We start from the raw sequence: 20,983 nt of genomic DNA, 5'->3' as shown, positions 1-20,983 counted from the left end.
TCCGACGATCGGGGTGATGGGTGGGCCGTACCGGACCGGTGCGGCCCTCCCGCATGACGTAGCGCATGCCGTCGGCCGCCGCCGGACAGAACGGGGCGGCCGGGGCATGCCGGACAGACAGGAAGTACAGCCATGGCCGGCAACAGCCAGCGCAGGAACCGTCGCAACCCCGGATCGAAGAAGGGTGCGGCTGTCGGTACCGGCGGGCACAGCCGGAAGGCGCTCCAGGGCAAGGGCCCGACCCCGCCCGGGGAGGAGCGCAAGGGCCACCCGAAGCAGCGCGCCGCCAACGCCGCGATCAAGCGCGAGCGGGACGCCAAGGCCCGCGCCGGCATGCGCCGGGCCGGTGCCGGCGGTCGCGGTGGCCGCGGCGGCGCGGGCAGCGCCGAACTGGTCTTCGGCCGCAACTCGGTGGTCGAGGCCCTGAAGGGTGACGTGCCGGCCAACGCGCTGTACGTCCAGCAGTTCATCGACACCGACGACCGGGTCCGCGACGCCTTCCAGGCCGCCAACGACCGCGGCATCCCGCTGATGGAGGCCCCGCGCCCCCAGCTCGACCAGATGACCGGCGGGATGAACCACCAGGGCCTGGTGCTCCAGGTCCCGCCGTACGAGTACGCGCACCCCGAGGACCTGCTGGCGGAGGCCGCCGACGCCGGCCAGGACGCGCTGATCATCGCGCTGGACGGGGTCACCGACTCGCGCAACCTGGGCGCCGTGGTCCGCTCCGCCGCCGCCTTCGGCGCGCACGGCGTGGTCATCCCCGAGCGCCGCGCGGCCGGCATGACCGCCGGTGCCTGGAAGACCTCCTCCGGCGCCGCGGCCCGGCTGCCCGTCGCCCGGGCCACCAACCTGACCCGCACCCTGGAGGCGTACCAGAAGGCCGGCCTGATGGTGGTCGGCCTGGCCGCCGACGGCGAGGCCGAGCTGGGCGACCTGGAGCTGCTGAAGGGTCCCGTGGTGATCGTCGCGGGCAGCGAGGGCAAGGGCCTGTCCCGGCTGGTCTCGGAGACCTGCGACATGCGGGTGCGGATCCCGATGTCCGGCCTGACCGAGTCGCTGAACGCCGGTGTCGCGGCGGGCATCGTGCTGTACGAGGCCGCCCGGATGCGCGCCAAGCGCTGAGCACGTTTGACGGGCGGGGCGCAGGCGATCTTCCGAATTGCCCGCAACCCGAGTGAAAGGCGATCGGGCCCGACCGGGTCCGATCGCTTTTTTCATGATCACTTCAAGTGTGCGCCGGACATCCACCCGGGAGAGTGTCCTAAGCGGCCGTCACCCGGTTAGACGGGCGTGGACACCAGAACACCTCGGCGCCCCCTGTTCGGCGGCGGCAGCACCGGGATAGACGCGGGCCCGGGCCTCAACACGGTCAAGGTGGAGTCGGACCCGGCGCGGCTCAGCATCACCCAGGCGAGCTTCCGGCTCCGGCTCGGCGCTCCGGTGGCGCCGCTCATCGAGGCTCCGGCCGGACTGCTGTCCACCGGCGCCGCGTTCGGCGACCCGTACGCCAACCAGGGCCTGATCCGCCGTCCGCTGGTCACCCCGCAGGTCGTCGTGCCCGCCTCCGCCGTCCCGGCGCTGGCCGGGGCCGGGGCAGTGGCCGGCGGCGCACCGCGCCGCAAGGGCCGGGTCACCGCCGTCACCTGGACCGGCCAGGCGCCCCCCGGCGACCTCGCGGCCACCCAGCTGCTGGAAGCGGTGCGCCAGGGCGGCGCTCCGGGGCGCGGCGGCGTCGGCCTGGCCGAGGCGGACACCCAGGTGATCCCGTCCCTCGTCGGCGCCCGGACCGTCCCGCGCCAGCCCCGCGAGGGCAACGGCACCGCCACCGACGCGGGCGTCGGCCCGGTCGGCGAGCCGCACGGCTGGACCCCGAGCGGCGAACTGCCCGAGGTCTGCGCCGCCGACGCCGAAGGCAAGCAGCCCTGGTACCCCGGCCGACGGGTCGACCTCGGCCTGGTGCTGCTGCCACTGCGCGCCGTCCTCGGCTCGCTCTCGGTCTACGCCGGGTTCAGCAAGCTGTGCGACCCGGTGTACTTCGACGGCGGCGAGCGCGGCTCGATGATGCGCTGGCTCTCCTCGCTGCACCCCTGGAAGGTCGCCGAGCCGCTGCTGGCCTTCGCCATGGCGCACCCCGTGGGCGCCGGCCTGGTGGTGTCGTTCACCGAGATCGTGGTCGGCGTGCTGACCGTCCTCGGCCTCTGGCAGCGGCTCGCGGCCGGGGCGGCGATGACGCTCTCCGCCGTGCTGCTGTTCACCGTCAGCTGGCGGTCTGTCCCGGTCTACGACACACCCGATCTGATCTTCCTCGCGGCGTGGAGCCCGCTGCTGATCGCCGGGGCGCCGTTCGCCTCGCTCGACGGCCGGCTCAACCTGGAGGCCTGGCGGCGGTTCGGCGCGGACGCGCCCGGGGCACTGCGCCGCCGGGTGCTGCGCCGGGGCACGGTGGTCACCACGGTCGTCGTCGGCCTGACCCTGCTGCTCGGCTCGATGCTCGGCGCCGCCGTCCGCACCGGCGCCCGCGCGCACCAGGCGCCGACCCGCCCGGCCACCGACTACGGCACCCCGGTGTGGCCGGCCGGCGGCCCGTCCGGCGCCCCGGCCGGCAAGGCCCCGTCCACCTCGCCCTCGCCCGCCGCCCCGCGCCCGGCCACCCCGACGCCGAGCGCCACCGCGCCGGCCACCAAGCCGGCCACCCCGACGCCGAGCGGCAAGACACACTCCGGCAGGGCGGAGACCGGGACGGGCGCCTCCCCGGCACCCGCCGCCCCGTCCGCCGGGTCCGGCGGCTCCGCGCCCGTCCAGCGCAGCACCCCGGGCCCCGGCGGCTCGGGCTCGGCGCCCAAGTCCAGTCCGAGCTCCGGCGCCGGGCTGCTCGGCGGGGTGCTGGGCAGCGCGCCGCTGGCCGACCTGTCCGGCGACGGCCGCGCCTCCCGCCCGGGGGCCCCGACCGCGACCTGAGGCCCCGGTCACGCCGGTCGGCCGGGTGCTCCGTGGGGGAGCACCCGGCCGACCGGCGTTTCGTGGCGCCGCCGTTGTCGCGCCCTGGTTGCTGAAGGCCGTTGCTACTGGGGCGCGCGGCCGGCGCCGGCCGCGAGCTCCTTGGCCGCCTCGGTGAGGTCCTTGGCGGTGTCGATCGCGCGCCAGTACACGCCCTGCGGCAGCTGGTAGCCCGCCAGCCGCTTGCTGCGGGCGAGTTGGGGGAAGGTCGTGCGCTCGTGGTCGCCCACGTCCGGCAGCAGCTCGGCGAACTCCGGGCTGAACACGTACAGGCCGGCGTTGATCAGGAAGGGCGAGGGCGGCGCCTCGATGAAGTCCAGCACGTTGCCGAACTGGTCGGTCTCCACGGCGCCCCACGGGATCCGCGGCCGGGCCAGCGCGAGCGTCGCGACGGCGTCCCGCTCGTGGTGGAAGGCCGCCATGTCGCGCAGGCTGAAGCGGGTCCAGATGTCGCCGTTCGTGGCGTACCAGGGCTCGTCCGAGCGGGGCAGCGCCTTGGCCGCGTACTTGAGCCCGCCGCCGCGCCCGAGCGGCTCCGCCTCGACCACCGTACGCACCCGCAGCGGCAGGTCCGCCTTGTCCAGCCACTCCTCCAGCACGTCGGCGAGGTGCCCGCAGGAGACCACGACATCGGTGACGCCCTCGGCGGCGAGCCAGGCCAGCTGGTGCCCGAGGATCGGCGTACCCGTCCCCGGGATCTCGACCAGCGGCTTCGGGCGGTCGTCCGTGTAGGGGCGCAGCCGGGAGCCCTGGCCGCCGGCCAGGATGACGGCCTGGGTGACCGGCGTCGAGGTCGGCCGGGGCGGGTGCGGCTGCGGGGAGTTCGCGGACTGGAGGGAGTTCGCGGACTGGGGGGAGCTCGGGGACGTGAGGTCGGCGGTGGGGCCGGAGTCAGCGGTCATGTCTGAACAATAGGGCCGCCGCCCCGGCCACGGACCGGACGAGCGTCAACCCACCACGCCCGCCGCGAACGCCCCGTCGCAGACCGGGCGGGCGAAGGAACGGGCCCGCTGGACGTCGCCCTGGTACTTGCGCACCGCCGCCTTGCCCAGTTCGGTGGCCAGCGAGGTGCAGTACGGCGTCAGCGAGGGCTGCTCGCGCATCGAGCGCTCCAGCAGGTCCAGCGCGGCGGACGGGTTCTTCGCCCGCAGCTCGTCCAGCAGGGCCACCCGCAGGGACTCCTGCGGGGCGAGCCCGTCGGCGGTCTTGGCCGCGGTGGTGGAGCGTCCGATCCCGGCGCCGTCGCCGCTGGACGCCGCCACCACCTGCTGGTCTAGCCCGGTCGGCGGGGCCCACGGGACCCGGGTCACGGCGAGGGTGCCGGTGGTCACCAGGACGACCGGCAGGGTCAGGGCGACGGTCTGGCCGATACGGCGCACAAGCTGCTTCACCCTCAGGAGAGTAGCGGTGGGTACGGGCCGGATCGCCCTCCGTTACACCATCGAGTGACACAGTGTCCGGGTTCGTCCCCACGTCGTGTTGACGCGGGGGTGTACGGACGGAGCCCGCCGGACCGGGGAGGGTCCGACGGGCTCCGTCGTGCTCATCAGCCGAGTCGGCAGTTGCCGGCCGGGTCGGCTGCGTCAGTCGCAGACGCTCAGGCGCTTGCCGGTGCCGGTCGCGAAGACGTGGGTCTCGTTGGCGATCGGCACCACGTGGATGGTCTCGCCGCGGGCCGGGATCTGGCGGCCGGGCACGCGGACGACCAGGTCCCTGTCCTCGCCGCCGATCTTGGTGGTGCCGTAGACGAAGCCGTCCGAGCCGAGCTCCTCGACCACGTTCACGGTCACCGCGACGCCCTCGATGCCGCCCGCCGGGACGATCTCGAAGTGCTCGGGGCGGACGCCGACGGTCACCGTCTTGTCGGAGCCGGCGCCGGCCAGGTTCTCGCGCGAGATGTTGACGACCGAGCCGCCGAACTTCACGCCGCCGTCGACCAGCGGCACCTCGACCAGGTTCATGGCCGGCGAGCCGATGAAGCCGGCCACGAACAGGTTGGCGGGCTTGTCGTACATGTTGCGCGGGGTGTCGACCTGCTGCAGCAGACCGTCCTTGAGCACCGCGACCCGGTCGCCCATGGTGAGCGCCTCGGTCTGGTCGTGGGTGACGTACACCGTGGTGATGCCCAGACGGCGCTGCAGGCCGGCGATCTGGGTACGGGTCGAGACGCGGAGCTTGGCGTCCAGGTTCGACAGCGGCTCGTCCATCAGGAAGACCTGCGGCTGGCGGACGATCGCCCGGCCCATCGCGACACGCTGGCGCTGACCGCCGGAGAGCGCCTTCGGCTTGCGGTCCAGGTACTCGGTGAGGTCGAGGATCTTCGCGGCCTCCTCGACCTTGGTGCGGATCTCCGACTTGTTCACGCCGGCGATCTTGAGCGCGAAGCCCATGTTCTCGGCGACGGTCATGTGCGGGTAGAGCGCGTAGTTCTGGAACACCATCGCGATGTCCCGGTCCTTCGGCGGCAGGTGGGTGACGTCCCGGTCGCCGATGCGGATCGAGCCCGTGTTGACGTCCTCCAGACCGGCCAGCATGCGCAGGCTGGTCGACTTGCCGCAGCCCGAGGGGCCGACCAGCACGAGGAACTCGCCGTCCGCGATCTCCAGGTCCAGCGCGTCCACGGACGGCTTGTCCGCCCCGGGGTAGATGCGGGTCGCCTGGTCGTACGTGACAGAAGCCATGGTTGTTGCTCTCCTTCACCGGCAGGAACGTGCCGGACGATCCGAGTAAAGGGGTGTGTGCTTGCTCCGTCGCCCCGTCAGTGGTCTGAACCACTACACGAACCGACTCCCGGCGACGCTACCTGCGCTTCCGCGGCTTGTCAGCCCCCACCGACCCGATTTCGGCATCGGTTCCATCACGCCCGCCCCACCCCACCAACCCCCGGATATCCCACCACGCCGCCACCGCGGCCCGGTAGACTGCCCCCGGTGCCGCCGTGATCCCTCGCGGACGGTCACCGTGCCTCCTTAGCTCAGTTGGCCAGAGCACCGCTCTTGTAAAGCGGGGGTCGTCGGTTCGAACCCGACAGGGGGCTCCGAAATGGAAGGCCGCCGATCTGCCCGAAAGGGCAGATCGGCGGCCTTCTTCGCGTCTACGTGGATCTGAGCGACCCCCGCTTCGGCGGGTGGGCGGGGCGAGGATGGTGGCGCGTCGAGCGCGACCTCGTCCCTGTGTTCGGCCGGTACCGTGCGGCGGGCCGGGCGGCCCCCGGTGCCCACCGTCGCCGACCGACTGAGTGGCAGTCAGCTGCTTTCCGCCCTGGCCGCCGCCCCTCCCGGCGAGGTGATCGCCGCCTGGCGCGCGGCCGGGAAGGGATTCTCGCGGGCCGCGGCAACCTTTTCGGGGCCGGTGACAACCAGGTGTCGTCCGGCCGGGTGGTCCGGCCGGAGGAAGCGGCTGAAAGAGAGCACCGACATGTCCCCTCGCCCCTCCACGCCGTCGGAGGCGTCTCCCCCCGGCGACCACGGACGCCGTGGTCGTCCGTCGTTCCGCTCGGCCCTACCGGGTCAGCGGCAGACGCATCGTCGCCGCCGGTTGTACCAGCGTCGGGGTTTCTGGGCGGCCGTCGGCCTTGCTGTCGTGGGCGGCTCCGTGGTCGTGGTCAACACGGCCTCGGCGGGAACCGTGGACGTGGACACGAAGCCCTGGTACATGCTGGTCAACCGCAACAGCGGCGAGGTGCTGGACGGCCTCCGTTACGCCACGAACGACGGTGCTGCGGTGGTGCAGTGGGGCCGTCACGACGGGGCCAACCAGCAGTGGCGGTTCATCGACGCGGGTGACGGGAACTACCGGCTGCAGAACCGCAACTCCGGCAAGGTGCTGGACGACTACGGCTGGTCGAAGACCGCCGGCTCCGGCCTGGTGCAGTGGCGCGACCTGAACGGCGCCAACCAGCAGTTCCACCTGGAGAAGTCGCCGGACGGCTACCTGCGTCTGATCAACCGCTTCAGTGGCATGGCCGTCGAGGTCCAGAGCGGTTCCAAGACCGACGGGGGCCGCGTCGCCCAGTACCACGACTGGGGTGGCGCCAACCAGCAGTGGCTGCTCGTCCCGGTCGGGAACGCCGGCGGCACCGGGAGCGCGGCGGGCTCCGACAGCACCCCCACCCCCAGCACCCCCACCCCCAGCACCCCCAGCCCCGCCGTGCCCACCACGGCTGCCACGCCGGGCGGCGGCACTGCGACAGGCCAGGCTACGAGCGGGACCCGCCCGCCGTCGGCGCCGTCTCCGGCCGCCGGCGGTAGCGGCGCCTCGGCGACACGTTTCATGGGCAGCAGCACGGTGCTCATCGGCGGCTCGATGTCCGACGCCTCGGCGACCGCCGCGCCGTTCGACGTGCGATACGCCTATGTGCACAGCCAGCCCGCGCCCTCGTCGGCCTACTATTCGGCAGCGCTCTGCCAGGCCGCGTGGACGAGCTGGTGGGGCTGCTGGGGCGGCAACACCACGGCGCCCGGCAACTACGTGACCTGGGGCGACACCCATGCGGCCCAGGCGACGTACCAGGGCAAGCCGCGGCCGCAGAAGAACTTCTGGACCTGGTACTCGTTGCGCGACCTCGGGGATGCGGCGGGCCAGGGCGACGGCCCGGGCGAGGTCGTCGCCATCAACAAGGCCGACCTGCTCACCCGCTACATGAACGACTACCGGTTCTTCCTCCAGAAGATCGGCAACAACCACGACATGATCGACATCGAGCCCGACTTCTGGGGCTACGTCCGCTCGCTCGGCAATCCGCACCAGGTCGCCGCGCAGGTCACGGCAGCGAATCCGACGGACTGCGGATCGCAGGAGAACAGCGCCGCCGGACTCGCCGGTTGCCTGATAGCGATGGCGCACAAGTACGCGCCGAACACGGGCGCGGGGTTCCACCTCACCTGCTGGGACTGGCAGACCAACGTCCAGGGATGCGTCAAGGACTACGCGGACCTCGGGGCGAAGAACGCCGACTTCCTGGCCACCGATGTGGTGGACCGCGACGCGGGCTGGTACGCACAGCCGGCGCACGGCGGCCGTGACACCTTCTGGACCGACCAGAAGGCCGCTGCCGCGCTGGGCTTCTACAAGACGATGGCCGAGTCGGTGGGCAAGCCGGTGGTCCTGTGGCAGATCCCCGTGGGCAACATGGCGCAGAACAACACCCTCAACCACTACAAGGACGACAAGGTGGACTGGTTCTTCGCGCACATGGACCAGGTGGCGAACGCGCATATCGCTGGCCTCCTGTTCGGTGCGGGCCAGCAGGAACAGACAGGGGTCGAGTCCGACGGCGGGAACCTGATCAACAAGACGATCGCGTACCACAACTCGGGTGGTACGGCGCTCAAGTAGCCGCACGCAGCCTGTCGGCCCCTTCCCTTCGCCGTGGGCGCCGATGGTCATCTCGCATCAAGGAACCCCAGCCGACGCACGGCTGGGGTTCCTTGATGTGGTGGGTATCGGTCAGTGCTGCAGGGTGAGGAGGCCCGGCCGGTACGGCAGTTGGTCGTAGGGGCCGGTCGCGGTGGGGGACTTGCCCTGGTAGAGGAACTGCAGGTTGCAGGGGTCGATGGTCATGGTCTGGTCGGGGTTGTTGCGGACCAGGTCACCGTGGCTGATGTCGTTGGTCCAGGTGGCGCCGCTGTTGGCCTTGCCGGCGAAGGGGTTGCTCTCGCTGGCGGCCTGCGGGGTCCACGCGCCGCTGAGGCTGGAGGCCGTGAACGAGCGGAAGTAGCGCTGCTCGTTCGCACCCCGGGCCTCGACGATCATGAGGTACTGGTTCTGGCCCTGGACCTTGTAGACCTGCGGCGCCTCGAACAGGTTCTTCACCGTATCGCTCATGACCGTCGTGTACGACGAGCCGAAGTTGCCAGGGAAGTTCCCGATCGGCATGCTCGCCCGGTAGATGCTGCCGTTGTCACCGGCGAAGAACAGGTACATGTTCTGGTCGTCGGCGATCAGGGTCTGGTCGATCGGGGCAGCGCCCGGAATGCCGCCGGTGAACAGCGGCTGCGGCGCGGACCACCCGTTGGGGTTGGTGGGGTCGCTCGACGTGCGGTAGATGAACGGCCACGCACCCCACTGGTACGCCAGCACCCAGATGTTCTTGGGCGCGAAGTAGAACAGCGTGGGCGCCACCGCGGCCTGGCCCATCCCGCTCTGGCCGGCCGACGCCATGTCCGACCAGTTCGAGAAGGGACTGAACATCATCGAGCCGTACGACGACCCGTTCACGTTCGACGCGTAGACCAGGTGCTTGCCGTTGTAGACCACGTCCGTGAAGTCCTTCACCGAGGCCCACCCGTTCGCCGGCTGCGCCAACGCACCGGTCGACGACCAGCGGTACGTCGACGGCAGGGCACACGTGCCGCCCGGCGGGGTCGACGTCCCGGACAGGCCGGCCCACTTCTGGTTGCTGCCGCCGGACCAGCAGGTGTACAGCTGGATCTTGGTGGCGTTGGCGGTGCCCGCGCCGACGGCGTCGAGGCACAGCCCGGACCGGACGCCGGCGATCGAGCCGTCCGCGTTGATGTTCCACTGCTGGTCGGCGCCGCCGTTGCAGTCCCCGATGACCGCTGCCGTGCCATTGCTGGTGCCCTTGGCCTTGGCGGCCAGGCACTTCTTTCCGTAGACCATCAGCTGCTTGCCCGAGGTGTAGGTCCACCGCTGGTTGGTCTGTCCGTTGCAGTCCCACAGCTGCGCCTGGGTGTCGTTGACGGTGGTGAAGCCGTTGATGTCGATGCAACGACCGGAGGCGACGCCCTTGATCTCCCCGGTGCCGCTCCCTCCGCCCGTCCCACCCGTTCCGGTGCCGGAGGCGGCCTTGAAGGCGTTCATGACGGCGGTGTAGGCGGGCTTGGGGTTGCCGTTGCGGTCGAACAGCAGCGGGTTCTCGCCACTGCGCCAGGAGTCGCTGTCGCGGATGCCCCATACCGTGATGCCGGTGCACCGGGCGACGGACAGGCAGGCGTTCACCGCGTTGGCGTACGCGGTGGTGGACGCCTGGGCGATGTCGAGCTCGGTGAGCTGGACGTCAACGCCCAGAGCGGCGAAGTCGGACAGTGTGGTCCGGAAGTTGGACGGCGGGCCGCCGGCGCCGAAGTGGCTCTGGAAGCCGACGCAGTCGATCGGCACGCCGCGGGACTTGAAGTCCTTGACCATGGTGTAGACGCCCTGGGTCTTGGCGTCGGTCCAGTTCTCGATGTTGTAGTCGTTGTAGCAGAGCTTGGCCGAGGGGTCGACGTTCCGGGCGGTGCGGAAGGCCTCCTCGATGAAGCCGTCGCCCAGCACGTTCTGGAACACCGAGCTGCGGTGCCGGCCGCTGCCGTCGTCGGCGAAGGCCTCGTTGACGACGTCCCAGGCGTAGATCTTGCCCTTGTAGTGGGACATCTCGGTGGTGATGTGATTGTCCATCACGCCGCGCAGGGTGTTCGCGTCGCCGATGGAGCTGACCCAGGACGGGAGCTGCGAGTGCCAGACCAGGGTGTGGCCGCGCATCCGCTGGCCGTGCGCCGAGGCGTGGTTGACGATCGAGTCGGCGCCCCCGAAGTTGAAGTTGCCGCGGGACGGCTCGATCGCGTCCCACTTCATCTCGTTCTCCGGGGTGATCATGTTGAACTCCCGGTCCGCGATCGCGGTGTACGTCGAGTCCCCGAGCCGGCCGGCGGCCACAGCGGTGCCGAAGTACCTGCCGGAGGGGGTCGCCTGGGTACCCAGGGCGGCGGCTCCGGCGGAATTGGGGAGGAGCGCCACGACACCGGCCACCAGCGCCGCGGCCGACGTTGCTACCGCCACTACCTGGCGACGCCGGCTGAGCCGGTGCAGACCCTTCATGACTCTCCCCGCGGGTTGCGGGTCACCCTTGGCGCCGCGATCGTGCGCGCCTCGGCCGGGGGTTCGTGGGTGTGTCGCATCATTGGAGCGGCTTTCTTCCGGGGATTCCTCAGTGGGGAAGCACCTCCCATGCCGGCCCGTCAGGGTGAGCGGCGGGAAGAGCACCCCACACATGGGAGGCCTCCGGACTCACGGCCCCGTAACGAAAAAGGTGGCGCGATCCGGACGATTGCCCGGTGATGCATCTCGCAGGCGGAAAGCGTTACGCCGAGCCCTGCGGCCTGGTCGTCCCCGTCAGGCCTTGCGGATGATGAAGGAAGCCTGGCCGGCGAAGGCCCGAGTGCCGTCGGAGCCGTCGAGCCAGATGCCACCGTCGCGGTAGCGGAGGACCGATCCGGGATAGTTGTGCGCGTGCAGGGTCACCGACCCGGCCACCGCCCCGGGGAGCGGACAGAAGGTGGCGTCCTCACGGAACAGCTCGCTGCCGTCGTCGGTGCTCAGCCGTAGCCGCAGGTCGCGATGGCGCAGGTAGCGGCCGTCGGCGGCGCGGAAGGTGACGCACCGGGTGTCGGCCAGGCCGCCGATGACCGTGAAGGTGACCCGCTGCCGGGTCTGCGCGCTGCTGGACGCGTCGACGCGGCCGAGCGTCGCGAAGTCGCCGGCGTACGTGAGGTACAGGGCGGGGTCGTCCACGGACTCCAGCGACTGTGCGCCCAGCGGAACCACGGCTGCGATGGCGGACGGGCTCACCGGAGACGGTCCGGCCGAGGTGGTGGTGCCCGGCGAGGTCGGCGTGGGACTGCCGACCGTGGGAGCGGCGGTGACGCCGGGCACCCGAGGCGCCGGTTCGGGCCAGGTCGCGTAGGTGGTGGCGGCGCCGGTGATGAGCACCGCGCCGGTGGCGAGGCTCACCAGCGGATGAGCGGTCACCGCGGAGAGTTTGGCGATCAGCGAGCTGTGCAGGCCGCCTCCCCCCGTCGCCGTGCCTGCCGCGACCTGTGCCGTGGCCAGGCCGGCGGCGCTCGCGGCCGTACCCGACAGCAAGCCCTTGGCGGCCAGCGCGGCGATGAGCCCGGCCGGGACCGCCAGCGGCGCGACGCCGAGGAGCAGGAGTTCGGCCGGAATCCGTTCGGCCGTTGTCGCCGCGCAGACCGGGCATCCGCGGGTGTGCCGCGCGATCCGCTTGCGCCACACCGATGCGGGGCGACCGTCCCAGCCGACGACGGTCTCGTCCAACTGCGGACAGCGCGGGTCGGCGTTCAGCGAGGCGACGATCGTCCGGCTCAGATCCAGCTGCTCGCGCATGCGTTGCAGGCGCACTCCGATGTGGGCGGCCGTGAGCCCCGTCGCGGCGGCGAGGTCGTCACGGCTCAGCGAGCCGGCGCCTTCCTGCCACCACAGCGACAGCAGCACCCGATGGTCCGGGTCGAGCCACCGGCCGGCTTCGACGACCTGGCGGCGCTCGTCCGACACGTGCAGACGCAGGATCGTCATGTCCTCGGATTCGGCGCCGGCGTCCGGTATCTGGTGCGCCTCGTCGATGACCGCGCTCCGGCCGGCGAAGACGCGTTGCCGGTGGCGGTGGGTACTGATCTGACGGAGCGTGATCGACACCAGCCAGGACCGGAAGCTCTCCGGGGCACGCAGGGCAGGCAGGTCGCGCACCACGCGCAGCAGGGCTTCCTGGACGACGTCGTCGACGTCGGCATGTCCGCTCAGCGCACGCCCGACGATGTTGTAGAGCAACGGCAGGTACGCGGCGATCAGCTCCTCGCGCGCCCGGTCGTCACCGGCCTGCGCCGCGACCACCAGCCCCGCGTGGTCTGCATCCATGAGCCCCATCCCAACCTTCCTCAGGGGAGCGATCCGCCGCGTAGGCGCCACACCTTAGCGTCGGCAAAGGACTGCGGCCAAAGGCGGCCGAGGCCCGTGCCATGGGTCACGGACCGGCCCGGGGTGTCAGTCGGGTGGGAGGGTGAGGGTGGCGAGGGCGCCGCCGGCGGGGTGGTTGGCGAAGGTGAGGGTGGCGCCGATGACGCGGGTGTGGCCGGTGGCGATGGTGAGGCCGAGGCCGTGGCCGCGGCCGCGTTCGGGGACGTTGGTGCGGAAGCGCTGGGGGCCGTGCCGGAGCAGGTCGTCGGGGTAGCCGGGGCCGTGGTCGCGGACGGCGATGCGGTGGCCGTCGACGTGGAGGTGGACCGGGGCGGCGCCGTGGCGGTGGGCGTTGAGGATCAGGTTGCCGAGGATGCGGTCCAGTCGGCGCAGGTCGGTGCGGACCTGCCGGTCGGCGGTGGCTTCGGTGACCTCGACCGTGACGTCCAGTCCGGTGAGGGAGACGGTACGGCGCACCGCGCGTTCCAGGGGGACGGCGCAGAGGTCGGGGGACTCGGCGTCCGCGTCGAGGCGGGAGACCTCCAGGAGGTCCTCGACCAGGCCGCGCAGGGCTTGGACCCGGTTCTGGACGAGCTGGGTGGGGCGGCCGGGCGGCAGCAGTTCGGCGGCCGTGACGAGGCCGGTGAGCGGGGTGCGCAGCTCGTGGGCGACGTCGGCGGTGAAGCGCTGCTCGTCGGCGAGGCGGCGGTGCAGGGTGCGGGACATCAGGTCGACGGCGGCGGCGAGGTCGGCGACCTCGTCCTTGCCGTCGACGAGTTCGCCGATCCGGGTGTCCGTCCCGCCGGCGGCGATGCCCCGGGCGGCCGTGGCGGCGGTGCGCAGGCGGCGGCTGATCCGGTCCGCGACGAGCACGCCGGCCAGCACGGTGGTGAAGACCGCGGCGACGACGGTGAGCAGGATGATCCGGTCCAGGTCGGCGATGGCCTGCCGGTCCTGGGCGAAGTCCACCCGGACGGAGAGCACCCCGTCCTGGACCGGGGAGGCCGCCCACATCGACTCGCCCTTCCCGTCGGCCGCGAGCAGCGAGCCCTGCCGGCCGCCCCCGGCGAGGGTGCGCAGGGGGCCGGGCAGGGTGGGGTCGTCCAGCGCGGCGCCCCGGCCGGCCAGTTCGCGGTTGCGGCCGTAGTCGGTCAGGGCCGAGTCGAGGGCGGCGAGCGCGGTGGCGCGGGCCTGGTCGACGTGCTGACGGATCATCGCCTGGTGGACCAGCAGGCCGACGGCCACCGCGACCAGGACGGAGATGGCGGCGACGGCGGTGGCGATCTGGCGGCGCAGGGTCATGCCGGGCGCCGCAGCTTGTAGCCGAACCCGCGGACGGTCTCGATCCGGCCGGAGCCGATCTTGGCGCGCAGCCGCTGCACGTGGACGTCCACGACCCGGGTGTCGGCGCCCCACTCGTAGTCCCAGACCCGTTCGAGCAGGGTGGAGCGCTCCAGCACGATGCCGGGCGCGGCGGTGAACTCCAGCAGCAGCCGCAGTTCGGTGGGGGTGAGCGGGACGAGGCGGTCGTCGACCCGCACCTCCATGCTGTCGGTGTCCACTCGCAGGCCGTCGAAGCTGCGGACGGCGGCGGAGGACGGGGGCGCAGGGGCGTCCGGGGGCTGCGGGGCGTCGGTCGCGGCTGCGGGGATGCCGACTGTGGGGGAGCCGGCTGCCGGGGAGTCGGCCGAGGGGATGCCGGGCGCGTCGGCCGCCGGGACGACGCGGATGCGGCGCAGCACCGTACGGATCCGGGCGACCAGGACGGCGCTCTCGAAGGGCTTGACGACGTAGTCGTCCGCGCCGGCCTCCAGCCCGGAGACCACGTCCACCGGGTCGGTGCGCGCGGACATCATCAGGATCGGCAGCTGGCTCTCCTCGCGGATCCGGCGGCAGAGGCCGACCCCGTCGAGCAGCGGCAGCATGACGTCCAGCAGGAGCAGGTCGGGCCGGACGGCGTGGAAGGCCTCCAGGCCCTCCAGGCCGTCGGCGGCGGTGGTGACCGGGAAGCCGTAGCGCTCCAGGGCCATCCGGGTGGCCTCGCGGATCACCTCGTCGTCCTCGACCAGGAGGATGTGCGGGTGGGCGGGGGCGGTCATCGCTTCGGCTCCGGGGTCGCGGTGGGGGCGGCGGGCTGGGAGGTCGGGCGGGCCGCGCGCGCGGAGGGGACGGCCGCGCCGGGGGCCGGTTCCGGCGGTCCGACGACGGGGGAGCGGGCCGGCGACGCGGGGGACCTGGGGGTGGCGCTGGGCGGCTGGGCGCTGTCCGGGCCGGTGGGCGGCAGCACGCCGAGGCCTTCGTCCTTGCGTTCCAGCAGGACGAGCCTGACCCCGTCCCAGCGGTAGTGGCTGCTGGTGCGGACGTAGACGCTGGTCGACTCGTACAGCCACAGTTCGGAGCCGATGGTCTCGGCGCTGAAGGTCCGTTGGACCTGCACCCGCAGGACGGGCAGGAGCCGGTCCTCGGTGGGGGCGAGGGTGTAGACGTGCAGCACCACCGGCCCGGGGGTGCTGACGGTGGTGATCAGCGAGAGCCGTCCGTCCCCGGTGAGGTCGCGGAACTCGGGGCTGCGGACCTCGCACCCGGTGCAGGAGCCGAGCGCCTGCCGCTCCTCCGGGGTCACCGCCGGGTCCTTGGCGAGGACGGTGCGGACGTCGAGCGCGGTGATGTCGCGCCCTGGGACGGTCAGGTCCGGTACGGGCTGCGGTGGCGCCTGGGTGGCGCCGCCGGCCCCGGTGTCGGACGGGGGCGTCGACTGCGAGGAGGCCAGGTTCGGCCACAGCGGCCGGGGGACGGGCGATGGCGTGACGGCCCGGGCCGGGCCCTGGTCCCGCAGGCCGCCGGGGGTGGCCCGGCCGAAGGCCAGGGCGGCGAGGGCGAGGAGAACGACCAGGCCGGCCAGGGCCGCCACGGGGACGGCGCCGGGCCGGCGACGGGGTGCGGGTGGTGCTGCCACGGTCGGTGTTCGTCCTCCTGGTCTGCGGCGCGGTGCCGGTTCGTCGCCCCGTGGCCGTCCTGGTGGTAGGTCGCCCGGACGGCGGCCCGCGGTTCCGCCCGGGCCGGAGCGGCGCGGGTCAGGCCGGGACGACGGGCAGGTCGGGTCAGGCCGGGACGACGGGCAGGTCGGGCCCGGTCAGGCCAGGTCCGCCAGCACGATGATGTTGTCCGTCCAGTGGCCGTCCGAACCGATCCGCCCGCCGCAGGTGATCAGCCGCAGCGCGGGTGCGGGCGTGTCACCGTAGACCTGCTCGGTGGGGAAGCCGTCCTTGGCGGCCTGGAGCAGCGTACGGACCTTGAAGTCCACGGTGCTGCCGTCCGCGCGCCGTACCCGGACCAGTTCGCCGGGCTGCAGCTTCGGCAGCTGCCGGAAGACCGCCGGGCCGTGCACGGTGTCGTAGTGCCCGATCAGGACGGCGGGCCCGGTCTCGCCCGGGGTGGGGCCGTTGCGGTACCAGCCGACCTCGTCGCCCCGGTCGGCGGGCGGCACCTGGACCGTCCCGTCGGAGTTCAGGCCGAGGTCGGTCACCGGCGCGTCCACCCCGGCGGAGGGGATCAGCAGGCGGGTCGGCGGCGCGGGCGCGAAGGGCTTCGGCGCGCCGGGCACGGCGGTCGTGGGGGCCGAGGCGGCCCCGGTGGCCGGTGCCGTCGGCGGGGTGTCGGCGGTGCCGCCGTGGCCGGAGGTCTCGATCCGCACCACCGGGGTGTCCCGGCCGGAGAGCGCCAGCGAGGTGCCGAGCACCAGGCAGAGCAGGCCCGCCGCGCCGAAGGCCGTACGGCGCAGGGCGCTCGGCCCGGGTCTGGCGGCGCGACGCCGCCCGCGCGCGTGCCCGCGGCCGCGGGCCTGCCCGGCCCCGGCGTCGCGGTGGCTGCCGGTCCCCACCGCCGGGGCGGCCCCGGCGCCGCTTCCCCGCCTGGCCAGGTGCGGGGGAACGGCGCCGGGGTGCCCGGCGGACTCGGGACCGGTGTCAGCCGCGCGCACCGGAACGGCGGCGCAGGACGGCGAAGCCCAGCGCCCCGGCGCCGACGGCCGCGACGGCGCCGCCGCCCGCGAGCATCAGGCCGGAGCCGTCGGCGGCACCGGAGCCGTCACCGGCCTGCGCGGCGCCCTTCGGCACCTCACGGACCTGCGGCTGGGCGCCGTTGGGGGCCTGCGGAGTGGGTACGGCCCGCGGGCTCTCGGACGGCGAGGCCACGGCGGCGGGGGCCTTCGGGTTGGCCGGCGCCGGGGAGGCGGTGGGCACGGCGCCCGAAGCCGGCGAGGCGACGGCGCCGCCCGGGGCGGTCGCGACGGGCTTCGGCGCGCCGTCGGCCCAGGCCTGCCCGCCGGTGACGACGGTCAGCAGTGCGGCCCCGGTCAGGGTGCAGGCCGCCAGGAGGCGGCGGGCGGGCGAACGGTCGGTACGGCTCCTGCTCGTGCTCATGCGGTGTTCTCCATCTGCATCGGTGGTGTACGTCGGTCGTCGGTGCGGACCGATCGCGTCACGCGCGGCCTCGCGGATCGCGTCGCTCGGGACGTCGCGGATCGCGTGACGCGGCGTGATGCGCAGCGGTCGCGGACGTTCGTCGTCGGCGCCGGACGCGCACGTCCTCGTCACGGACGCCCACCGGCCGGTACAGCCGGAGCCGGTACAGCCGGAGCGGCCGCTACGGCCGGGGCGTCGACAGTGACGGTAGGAGGGCCGTGTCGCGGTCCTCGGCCGGTCGTGTCACGGTCGGCCATCGGCTGCGTAACGGCTGCGGGCGGCGACGTCACCGCGCCCCGTGACGTCGCCGCCCGGTGCCGCCGGAAGCACCCGCACCGGCACCGACGAACACTCCGCGCCGCCCACGAAGTCACTCCGCACCGCCCATGAAGACCCTGCGCATCGCACCGACGCGCCGGTGAGCGCCCCCGCCCTCCGGCGCGTACCTCTGGGTGGGGGACCGAGCGGGACCAACAGAGAGGTGACAGCGATGAGCATGCTGGCCAACCTGGTGCCGGCGATGCGGCATCCGCGCAAGCGGACCGGGACCGGCAAGGAGACCAGGCACTCGAAGACGAACGACCGTCGCCGCCGTCGTGGAAGCAACTCGCGGCACTGACGGCTTCGCCGTCCTGTCAGGGCCGGGCCGTCACAGGCCCGGCCACGTCCCATGGGCTGGATTCGTACCGTGTGGTCGCTGCGGCGCCTGATGGCCGTCGACGCGGGTGACGGCGACGGCCGGGCGGACCCGGTCGTCGAACCGGCCCCGGCCGTCCCGCTGCGGCGGACGTTCGGGCGGTTCTGGCCCTACACCCGAGGCGGCCGGCGCTGGCTGGCCCTGTTGCTGGGGTTCGTCCTGCTCGGGCCGCTGGTCGACGTGGCCGCGATCTGGCTGTTCAAGGTCGTCGTCGACGATGTGCTGGTGCCGCGCAGGCTCGGGCTGTTCCTGCCGGTCGCGCTCGGCTACGCCGGGCTGACGCTGGTGGCGGGGGGTCTGCGCTTCGCCGACGAGACGACCTCGACCTGGGTCAGCGAGCGCTTCCTGCTCGCCGTGCGCACGGACGTGTTCCGGCATCTGCAGGGCCTCTCCCTGGGCTTCTTCGAGCGGCGGCGGCTCGGCGACGTCCTGTCGCGGCTGACCTCGGACGTCGAGGCGGTCGAGACCTTCCTCCTCTCGGGCGTCCTCGACGCGGTCGCGTACGTCGCCGAGCTGGCCGTCTTCCTCGCCGTGCTGTTCTACCTGCGGTGGGACCTCGCCGCGGTGGCCCTCGTCGTCGCGCCGGTGTTCTGGTTCACCGCGCGGCGCTTCTCCGTGCTGGTGAAGGCCGCGTCGCGGGAGCGGCGGCGGCGCAGCGGCTCGGTGAGCGCGCTCGCCGAGGAGACCCTCGACAACATCGCGCTGGTGCAGGCGTACAACCGGCAGGACTGGGAGCAGGACCGGTTCCACCGGGAGAACCTGGCGCGGTTCCGGGCGACCATGGCCGCGACCCGGCTGCGGGCCCTGTTCGCGCCGATCGTGGAACTGCTGGAGCTGGTCGGCGCGCTGATCGTGCTCGGGCTGGGCGCCTGGGAACTCGCCACCGGCCGTCTGACACTCGGCGAACTCCTCGTCTTCGTCGCTCTGCTGAGCCGGCTGTACAGCCCGATCCGGGGCATCTCGCGGCTCAGCAACGGCTTCTACTCCGCCTCGGCCGCCGCCGAGCGGATCATCGAACTGCTCGACCAGCGGCCGCAGGTGGCCGATCCGCCGACCCCGCTGCGCCCCGGCCGGATCCGCGGCGCGGTGGCCTTCGACCGGGTGTGGTTCCGCTACCCGGGCACGACCCGGGTGGCGCTGTTCGACGTGTCCTTCCGCGCCGAGCCGGGCGAGACGGTCGCCCTGGTGGGGGAGAGCGGGGCGGGCAAGTCGACGAGCGCCAAGCTGCTGCTGCGCTTCTACGACCCCGAGCGCGGGGCCGTCCGGCTCGACGGCATCGACCTGCGCGAACTCGCCCTGTCCGACCTGCGCGAGCACATCGCGGTCCTGCTGCAGGAGACCCTGGTGATCCACGGCACCGTCCGGGAGAACATCGCCTACGGGCGGCCGGGCGCGACCGACGCCCAGGTCGTCGCGGCCGCGAAGGCCGCCGACGCCCACGAGTTCGTCAGCCGGCTGCCGGACGGCTACGACACGCTGGTGGGCCGGCAGGGCGGCCTGCTCTCCGGCGGGCAGCGGCAGCGGATCGCGATCGCCCGGGCGATGGTCCGGGACGCGCCCGTCCTGCTGCTCGACGAGCCGACCACCGGGCTGGACGCGGAGTCCGGACGGCGGATCCTGGAGCCGCTGGGCCGGCTGATGCGCGGCCGGACGACGATCATCATCTCGCACAACCTGCTGACCGTACGGAACGCCGACCGGATCGTGCTGCTCCGCGGCGGCTGCGTCGCCGCCTGCGGCACCCACCGGGAACTGCTCGCCCGCGACGACGGCTACGCCCGGCTCGACGGGCTGCACCGGCCACCGCTCCAGGGGGTGGCCTGATGGGCTCCCGACAGCCGCTCCCCGCCGGCGAGTCCATCGCCCCCGGCTACCGGGTCCTGGCACATCTGTGCCGCACCGGCTGGCTCGACGTGTACGACTGCTGGAGCGAGGAACGGGACTGCCGCTGCGTGGTCAAGGTGCTCCGGCCCGACCGCCGCCGCGACCGCCGACTCCGCGAGCGCCTGCTCCGCGAAGGCCGCTGGCTGGCCGAGTTCACCCACCCGCACCTGGTGCGCGGCTACGGCACGGGCGAGCGCCCGCAGCCGTACGCCGTGCTGGAGACCCTCACCGGCGAAACCCTCGCCCACCTGCTGGACACCCGACCGCGCCGCCCCGCCGCCACCGACCTGGCCATGCTCGGACTGCACCTCTGCTCGGCGACCCGCTACCTGCACGGCCAGGGCCTCCTGCACCTCGACCTCAAGCCCTCCAACATCGTGATCGACTGCCGGCGCGCCATCGTGCTCGACCTCAGCATCGCCCGCCCCCCGGGCCCGGGCACCCCCGGCATCGGCACGGACGGCTACCTCGCCCCCGAACAGGCCTCCGGCGGCCTGCTCACGGCGGCCACCGACGTCTGGGGCATCGGCATCACCCTCTACGAAGCCGCCACCGGCACCACCCCCTTCCCCGGCCCGTCCCCGCACGGCCCGGTCCCCCCGGTCGCCCGCAGCCGCCGTCTTCCGCGCCCCCTCGCCGCCGCCATCGACGACTGCCTCCACCTCGATCCCGCCGCCCGCCCGAACCTGCCCCAACTGGCGGAAACCCTGGACGAGTTGCTCCCCCAGGGGCGCCGTTGGGTGCCGCCGGAGGACTGACCGGCGCCTGCCGCGCCCGGGCAGCCTCGGCTACCGCGCCGCTCGCAGCTGCCGGAGGGTCCGGCCCGGCCCGAGCTTCCCGCTGTGGCCGGCGAAGAGTTCGGCGGCGCGGCGGTAGGAGAGGCGGGCGCGGCCGGTGTAGGGGCAGCGGTCGGGGGCGGGGGTGCCGGCGGGGGCGCGGCGGTCGGTGAGGAAGAGCGGGCGCGTGCTGCGGCCGGCGAGGAGGAGGGGGAGGAGACGGGCGGTGCCGGACTGCCAGTGGACGGGGGTGTGCCCGGGGCGGGTGCGGCGGCGGGGGAGGTCGAGGTGGTCGGTGTCCAGGGCCAGGACGGTCTCGATCGCGGCGCCGGACTCGTGCAGCAGGTGCCAGAGCGTCTGACTGCTGATTGCTCGGCCGCAGGCCGGGCCGCCCGCTCGCGGTGGCCACCGTGGTCGGCCTGGGCTGGGCGCTGCCCTCCGGGGCGCTCGCGGCCGGGGCGTCATTGCTCTGG

The 20,983-nt window shown here is 73.3% G+C and carries 18 protein-coding genes and 1 tRNA gene; 7 read left to right on the top strand and 12 right to left on the bottom strand.

The window, feature by feature from the left end:
- The first annotated feature begins 132 nt into the window (after positions 1-132).
- Both rlmB and ACZ52R_RS00485 read left to right on the top strand, forming a co-directional pair.
- On the top strand, positions 133-1,125 hold the full coding sequence (rlmB, locus tag ACZ52R_RS00490; protein ID WP_360495867.1) for a 23S rRNA (guanosine(2251)-2'-O)-methyltransferase RlmB: 993 nt from the start codon (positions 133-135) through the stop codon (positions 1,123-1,125).
- A gap of 168 nt (positions 1,126-1,293) precedes the next feature.
- Positions 1,294-2,961 carry a DoxX family protein gene (locus ACZ52R_RS00485; RefSeq protein WP_465625346.1) on the top strand — a complete coding sequence of 556 codons (1,668 nt, stop codon included), beginning with the start codon at positions 1,294-1,296 and terminating at the stop codon, positions 2,959-2,961.
- A 104-nt stretch (positions 2,962-3,065) separates the two neighbouring features.
- On the opposite strand, the gene ACZ52R_RS00480 is transcribed toward ACZ52R_RS00485, so the two are convergent.
- From ACZ52R_RS00480 to ACZ52R_RS00470, 3 genes are all read right to left on the bottom strand, one after another.
- Positions 3,066-3,902 carry a nucleotidyltransferase family protein gene (locus ACZ52R_RS00480; RefSeq protein ID WP_360495861.1) on the bottom strand — a complete coding sequence of 279 codons (837 nt, stop codon included), beginning with the start codon at positions 3,900-3,902 and terminating at the stop codon, positions 3,066-3,068.
- Between the two features lie 45 nt (positions 3,903-3,947).
- The gene (locus tag ACZ52R_RS00475; protein ID WP_360495858.1) at positions 3,948-4,391 is read right to left on the bottom strand and encodes a hypothetical protein; all 444 of its coding nucleotides are present in this window, start codon (positions 4,389-4,391) and stop codon (positions 3,948-3,950) included.
- Between the two features lie 192 nt (positions 4,392-4,583).
- Complete coding sequence (locus ACZ52R_RS00470; protein ID WP_465625349.1) at positions 4,584-5,681, bottom strand: ABC transporter ATP-binding protein; 1,098 nt, start codon at positions 5,679-5,681, stop codon at positions 4,584-4,586.
- A 282-nt stretch (positions 5,682-5,963) separates the two neighbouring features.
- Between ACZ52R_RS00470 and ACZ52R_RS00465 the strand changes: the two genes are divergently transcribed.
- Positions 5,964-6,037 (top strand) — tRNA-Thr (locus ACZ52R_RS00465).
- 208 nt (positions 6,038-6,245) lie between these two features.
- Here ACZ52R_RS00465 and ACZ52R_RS00460 read toward each other — a convergent pair.
- Positions 6,246-6,419 carry a hypothetical protein gene (locus tag ACZ52R_RS00460; RefSeq protein ID WP_465664003.1) on the bottom strand — a complete coding sequence of 58 codons (174 nt, stop codon included), beginning with the start codon at positions 6,417-6,419 and terminating at the stop codon, positions 6,246-6,248.
- 163 nt (positions 6,420-6,582) lie between these two features.
- Here ACZ52R_RS00460 and ACZ52R_RS00455 point away from each other — a divergent pair, with 163 nt between their 5' ends.
- Positions 6,583-8,337: an RICIN domain-containing protein gene (locus tag ACZ52R_RS00455; RefSeq protein ID WP_465625393.1), complete on the top strand. Its 1,755-nt coding sequence runs from the start codon at positions 6,583-6,585 to the stop codon at positions 8,335-8,337.
- A 111-nt stretch (positions 8,338-8,448) separates the two neighbouring features.
- Here ACZ52R_RS00455 and ACZ52R_RS00450 read toward each other — a convergent pair whose 3' ends face one another.
- The 7 genes from ACZ52R_RS00450 to ACZ52R_RS00420 form a co-directional block, all read right to left on the bottom strand.
- A complete protein-coding gene (locus ACZ52R_RS00450) occupies positions 8,449-10,818 on the bottom strand; it encodes a non-reducing end alpha-L-arabinofuranosidase family hydrolase (RefSeq protein WP_465752322.1) in 2,370 nt (789 codons plus the stop codon).
- 294 nt (positions 10,819-11,112) lie between these two features.
- Complete coding sequence (locus ACZ52R_RS00445; protein WP_465615889.1) at positions 11,113-12,651, bottom strand: sigma-70 family RNA polymerase sigma factor; 1,539 nt, start codon at positions 12,649-12,651, stop codon at positions 11,113-11,115.
- A gap of 126 nt (positions 12,652-12,777) precedes the next feature.
- Complete coding sequence (locus ACZ52R_RS00440; protein WP_465752320.1) at positions 12,778-13,992, bottom strand: sensor histidine kinase; 1,215 nt, start codon at positions 13,990-13,992, stop codon at positions 12,778-12,780.
- Complete coding sequence (locus ACZ52R_RS00435) at positions 13,989-14,789, bottom strand: response regulator (RefSeq protein WP_465752318.1); 801 nt, start codon at positions 14,787-14,789, stop codon at positions 13,989-13,991. The genes ACZ52R_RS00440 and ACZ52R_RS00435 overlap by 4 nt, the downstream gene beginning before the upstream one ends.
- The gene (locus ACZ52R_RS00430; protein WP_465752316.1) at positions 14,786-15,646 is read right to left on the bottom strand and encodes a hypothetical protein; all 861 of its coding nucleotides are present in this window, start codon (positions 15,644-15,646) and stop codon (positions 14,786-14,788) included. Before ACZ52R_RS00430 ends, ACZ52R_RS00435 begins: the two co-directional genes overlap by 4 nt.
- Before the next feature lie 177 nt (positions 15,647-15,823).
- Positions 15,824-16,669 carry a class F sortase gene (locus ACZ52R_RS00425; RefSeq protein ID WP_465752315.1) on the bottom strand — a complete coding sequence of 282 codons (846 nt, stop codon included), beginning with the start codon at positions 16,667-16,669 and terminating at the stop codon, positions 15,824-15,826.
- A complete protein-coding gene (locus ACZ52R_RS00420; RefSeq protein WP_465615899.1) occupies positions 16,656-17,111 on the bottom strand; it encodes a hypothetical protein in 456 nt (151 codons plus the stop codon). The genes ACZ52R_RS00425 and ACZ52R_RS00420 overlap by 14 nt, the downstream gene beginning before the upstream one ends.
- A 532-nt stretch (positions 17,112-17,643) precedes the next feature.
- On the opposite strand from ACZ52R_RS00420, the gene ACZ52R_RS00415 reads away from it, so the two are divergent.
- The 3 genes from ACZ52R_RS00415 to ACZ52R_RS00405 are packed head-to-tail and all read left to right on the top strand — an operon-like array spanning position 17,644 to position 20,492.
- A complete protein-coding gene (locus ACZ52R_RS00415; protein WP_360495807.1) occupies positions 17,644-17,772 on the top strand; it encodes a hypothetical protein in 129 nt (42 codons plus the stop codon).
- A gap of 51 nt (positions 17,773-17,823) precedes the next feature.
- Positions 17,824-19,674 carry an ABC transporter ATP-binding protein gene (locus tag ACZ52R_RS00410; protein ID WP_465615901.1) on the top strand — a complete coding sequence of 617 codons (1,851 nt, stop codon included), beginning with the start codon at positions 17,824-17,826 and terminating at the stop codon, positions 19,672-19,674.
- Entirely contained in the window at positions 19,674-20,492 is an 819-nt protein-coding gene (locus tag ACZ52R_RS00405; protein WP_465752313.1) for a serine/threonine-protein kinase, read from the top strand. Before ACZ52R_RS00410 ends, ACZ52R_RS00405 begins: the two co-directional genes overlap by 1 nt.
- 30 nt (positions 20,493-20,522) lie before the next feature.
- Here ACZ52R_RS00405 and ACZ52R_RS00400 read toward each other — a convergent pair whose 3' ends face one another.
- Complete coding sequence (locus tag ACZ52R_RS00400; protein ID WP_465752311.1) at positions 20,523-20,975, bottom strand: hypothetical protein; 453 nt, start codon at positions 20,973-20,975, stop codon at positions 20,523-20,525.
- Positions 20,976-20,983 lie beyond the last annotated feature (8 nt).

The sequence above is a fragment of the Kitasatospora sp. NPDC034023 genome, assembly GCF_055575795.1.
This window is presented reverse-complemented; position numbering and strand designations above follow the sequence as displayed.

Coding starts and splice junctions, on each gene's coding strand:
- rlmB (WP_360495867.1), top strand. CDS start 133: ATGGCCGGCAACAGCCAGCGCAGGAACCGTCGCAACCCCGGATCGAAG.
- ACZ52R_RS00480 (WP_360495861.1), bottom strand. CDS start 3,902: ATGACCGCTGACTCCGGCCCCACCGCCGACCTCACGTCCCCGAGCTCC.
- ACZ52R_RS00470 (WP_465625349.1), bottom strand. CDS start 5,681: ATGGCTTCTGTCACGTACGACCAGGCGACCCGCATCTACCCCGGGGCG.
- ACZ52R_RS00460 (WP_465664003.1), bottom strand. CDS start 6,419: ATGTCGGTGCTCTCTTTCAGCCGCTTCCTCCGGCCGGACCACCCGGCC.
- ACZ52R_RS00450 (WP_465752322.1), bottom strand. CDS start 10,818: ATGAAGGGTCTGCACCGGCTCAGCCGGCGTCGCCAGGTAGTGGCGGTA.
- ACZ52R_RS00445 (WP_465615889.1), bottom strand. CDS start 12,651: ATGGATGCAGACCACGCGGGGCTGGTGGTCGCGGCGCAGGCCGGTGAC.
- ACZ52R_RS00440 (WP_465752320.1), bottom strand. CDS start 13,992: ATGACCCTGCGCCGCCAGATCGCCACCGCCGTCGCCGCCATCTCCGTC.
- ACZ52R_RS00435 (WP_465752318.1), bottom strand. CDS start 14,789: ATGACCGCCCCCGCCCACCCGCACATCCTCCTGGTCGAGGACGACGAG.
- ACZ52R_RS00420 (WP_465615899.1), bottom strand. CDS start 17,111: ATGAGCACGAGCAGGAGCCGTACCGACCGTTCGCCCGCCCGCCGCCTC.
- ACZ52R_RS00415 (WP_360495807.1), top strand. CDS start 17,644: ATGAGCATGCTGGCCAACCTGGTGCCGGCGATGCGGCATCCGCGCAAG.
- ACZ52R_RS00410 (WP_465615901.1), top strand. CDS start 17,824: ATGGGCTGGATTCGTACCGTGTGGTCGCTGCGGCGCCTGATGGCCGTC.
- ACZ52R_RS00405 (WP_465752313.1), top strand. CDS start 19,674: ATGGGCTCCCGACAGCCGCTCCCCGCCGGCGAGTCCATCGCCCCCGGC.
- ACZ52R_RS00400 (WP_465752311.1), bottom strand. CDS start 20,975: ATGACGCCCCGGCCGCGAGCGCCCCGGAGGGCAGCGCCCAGCCCAGGC.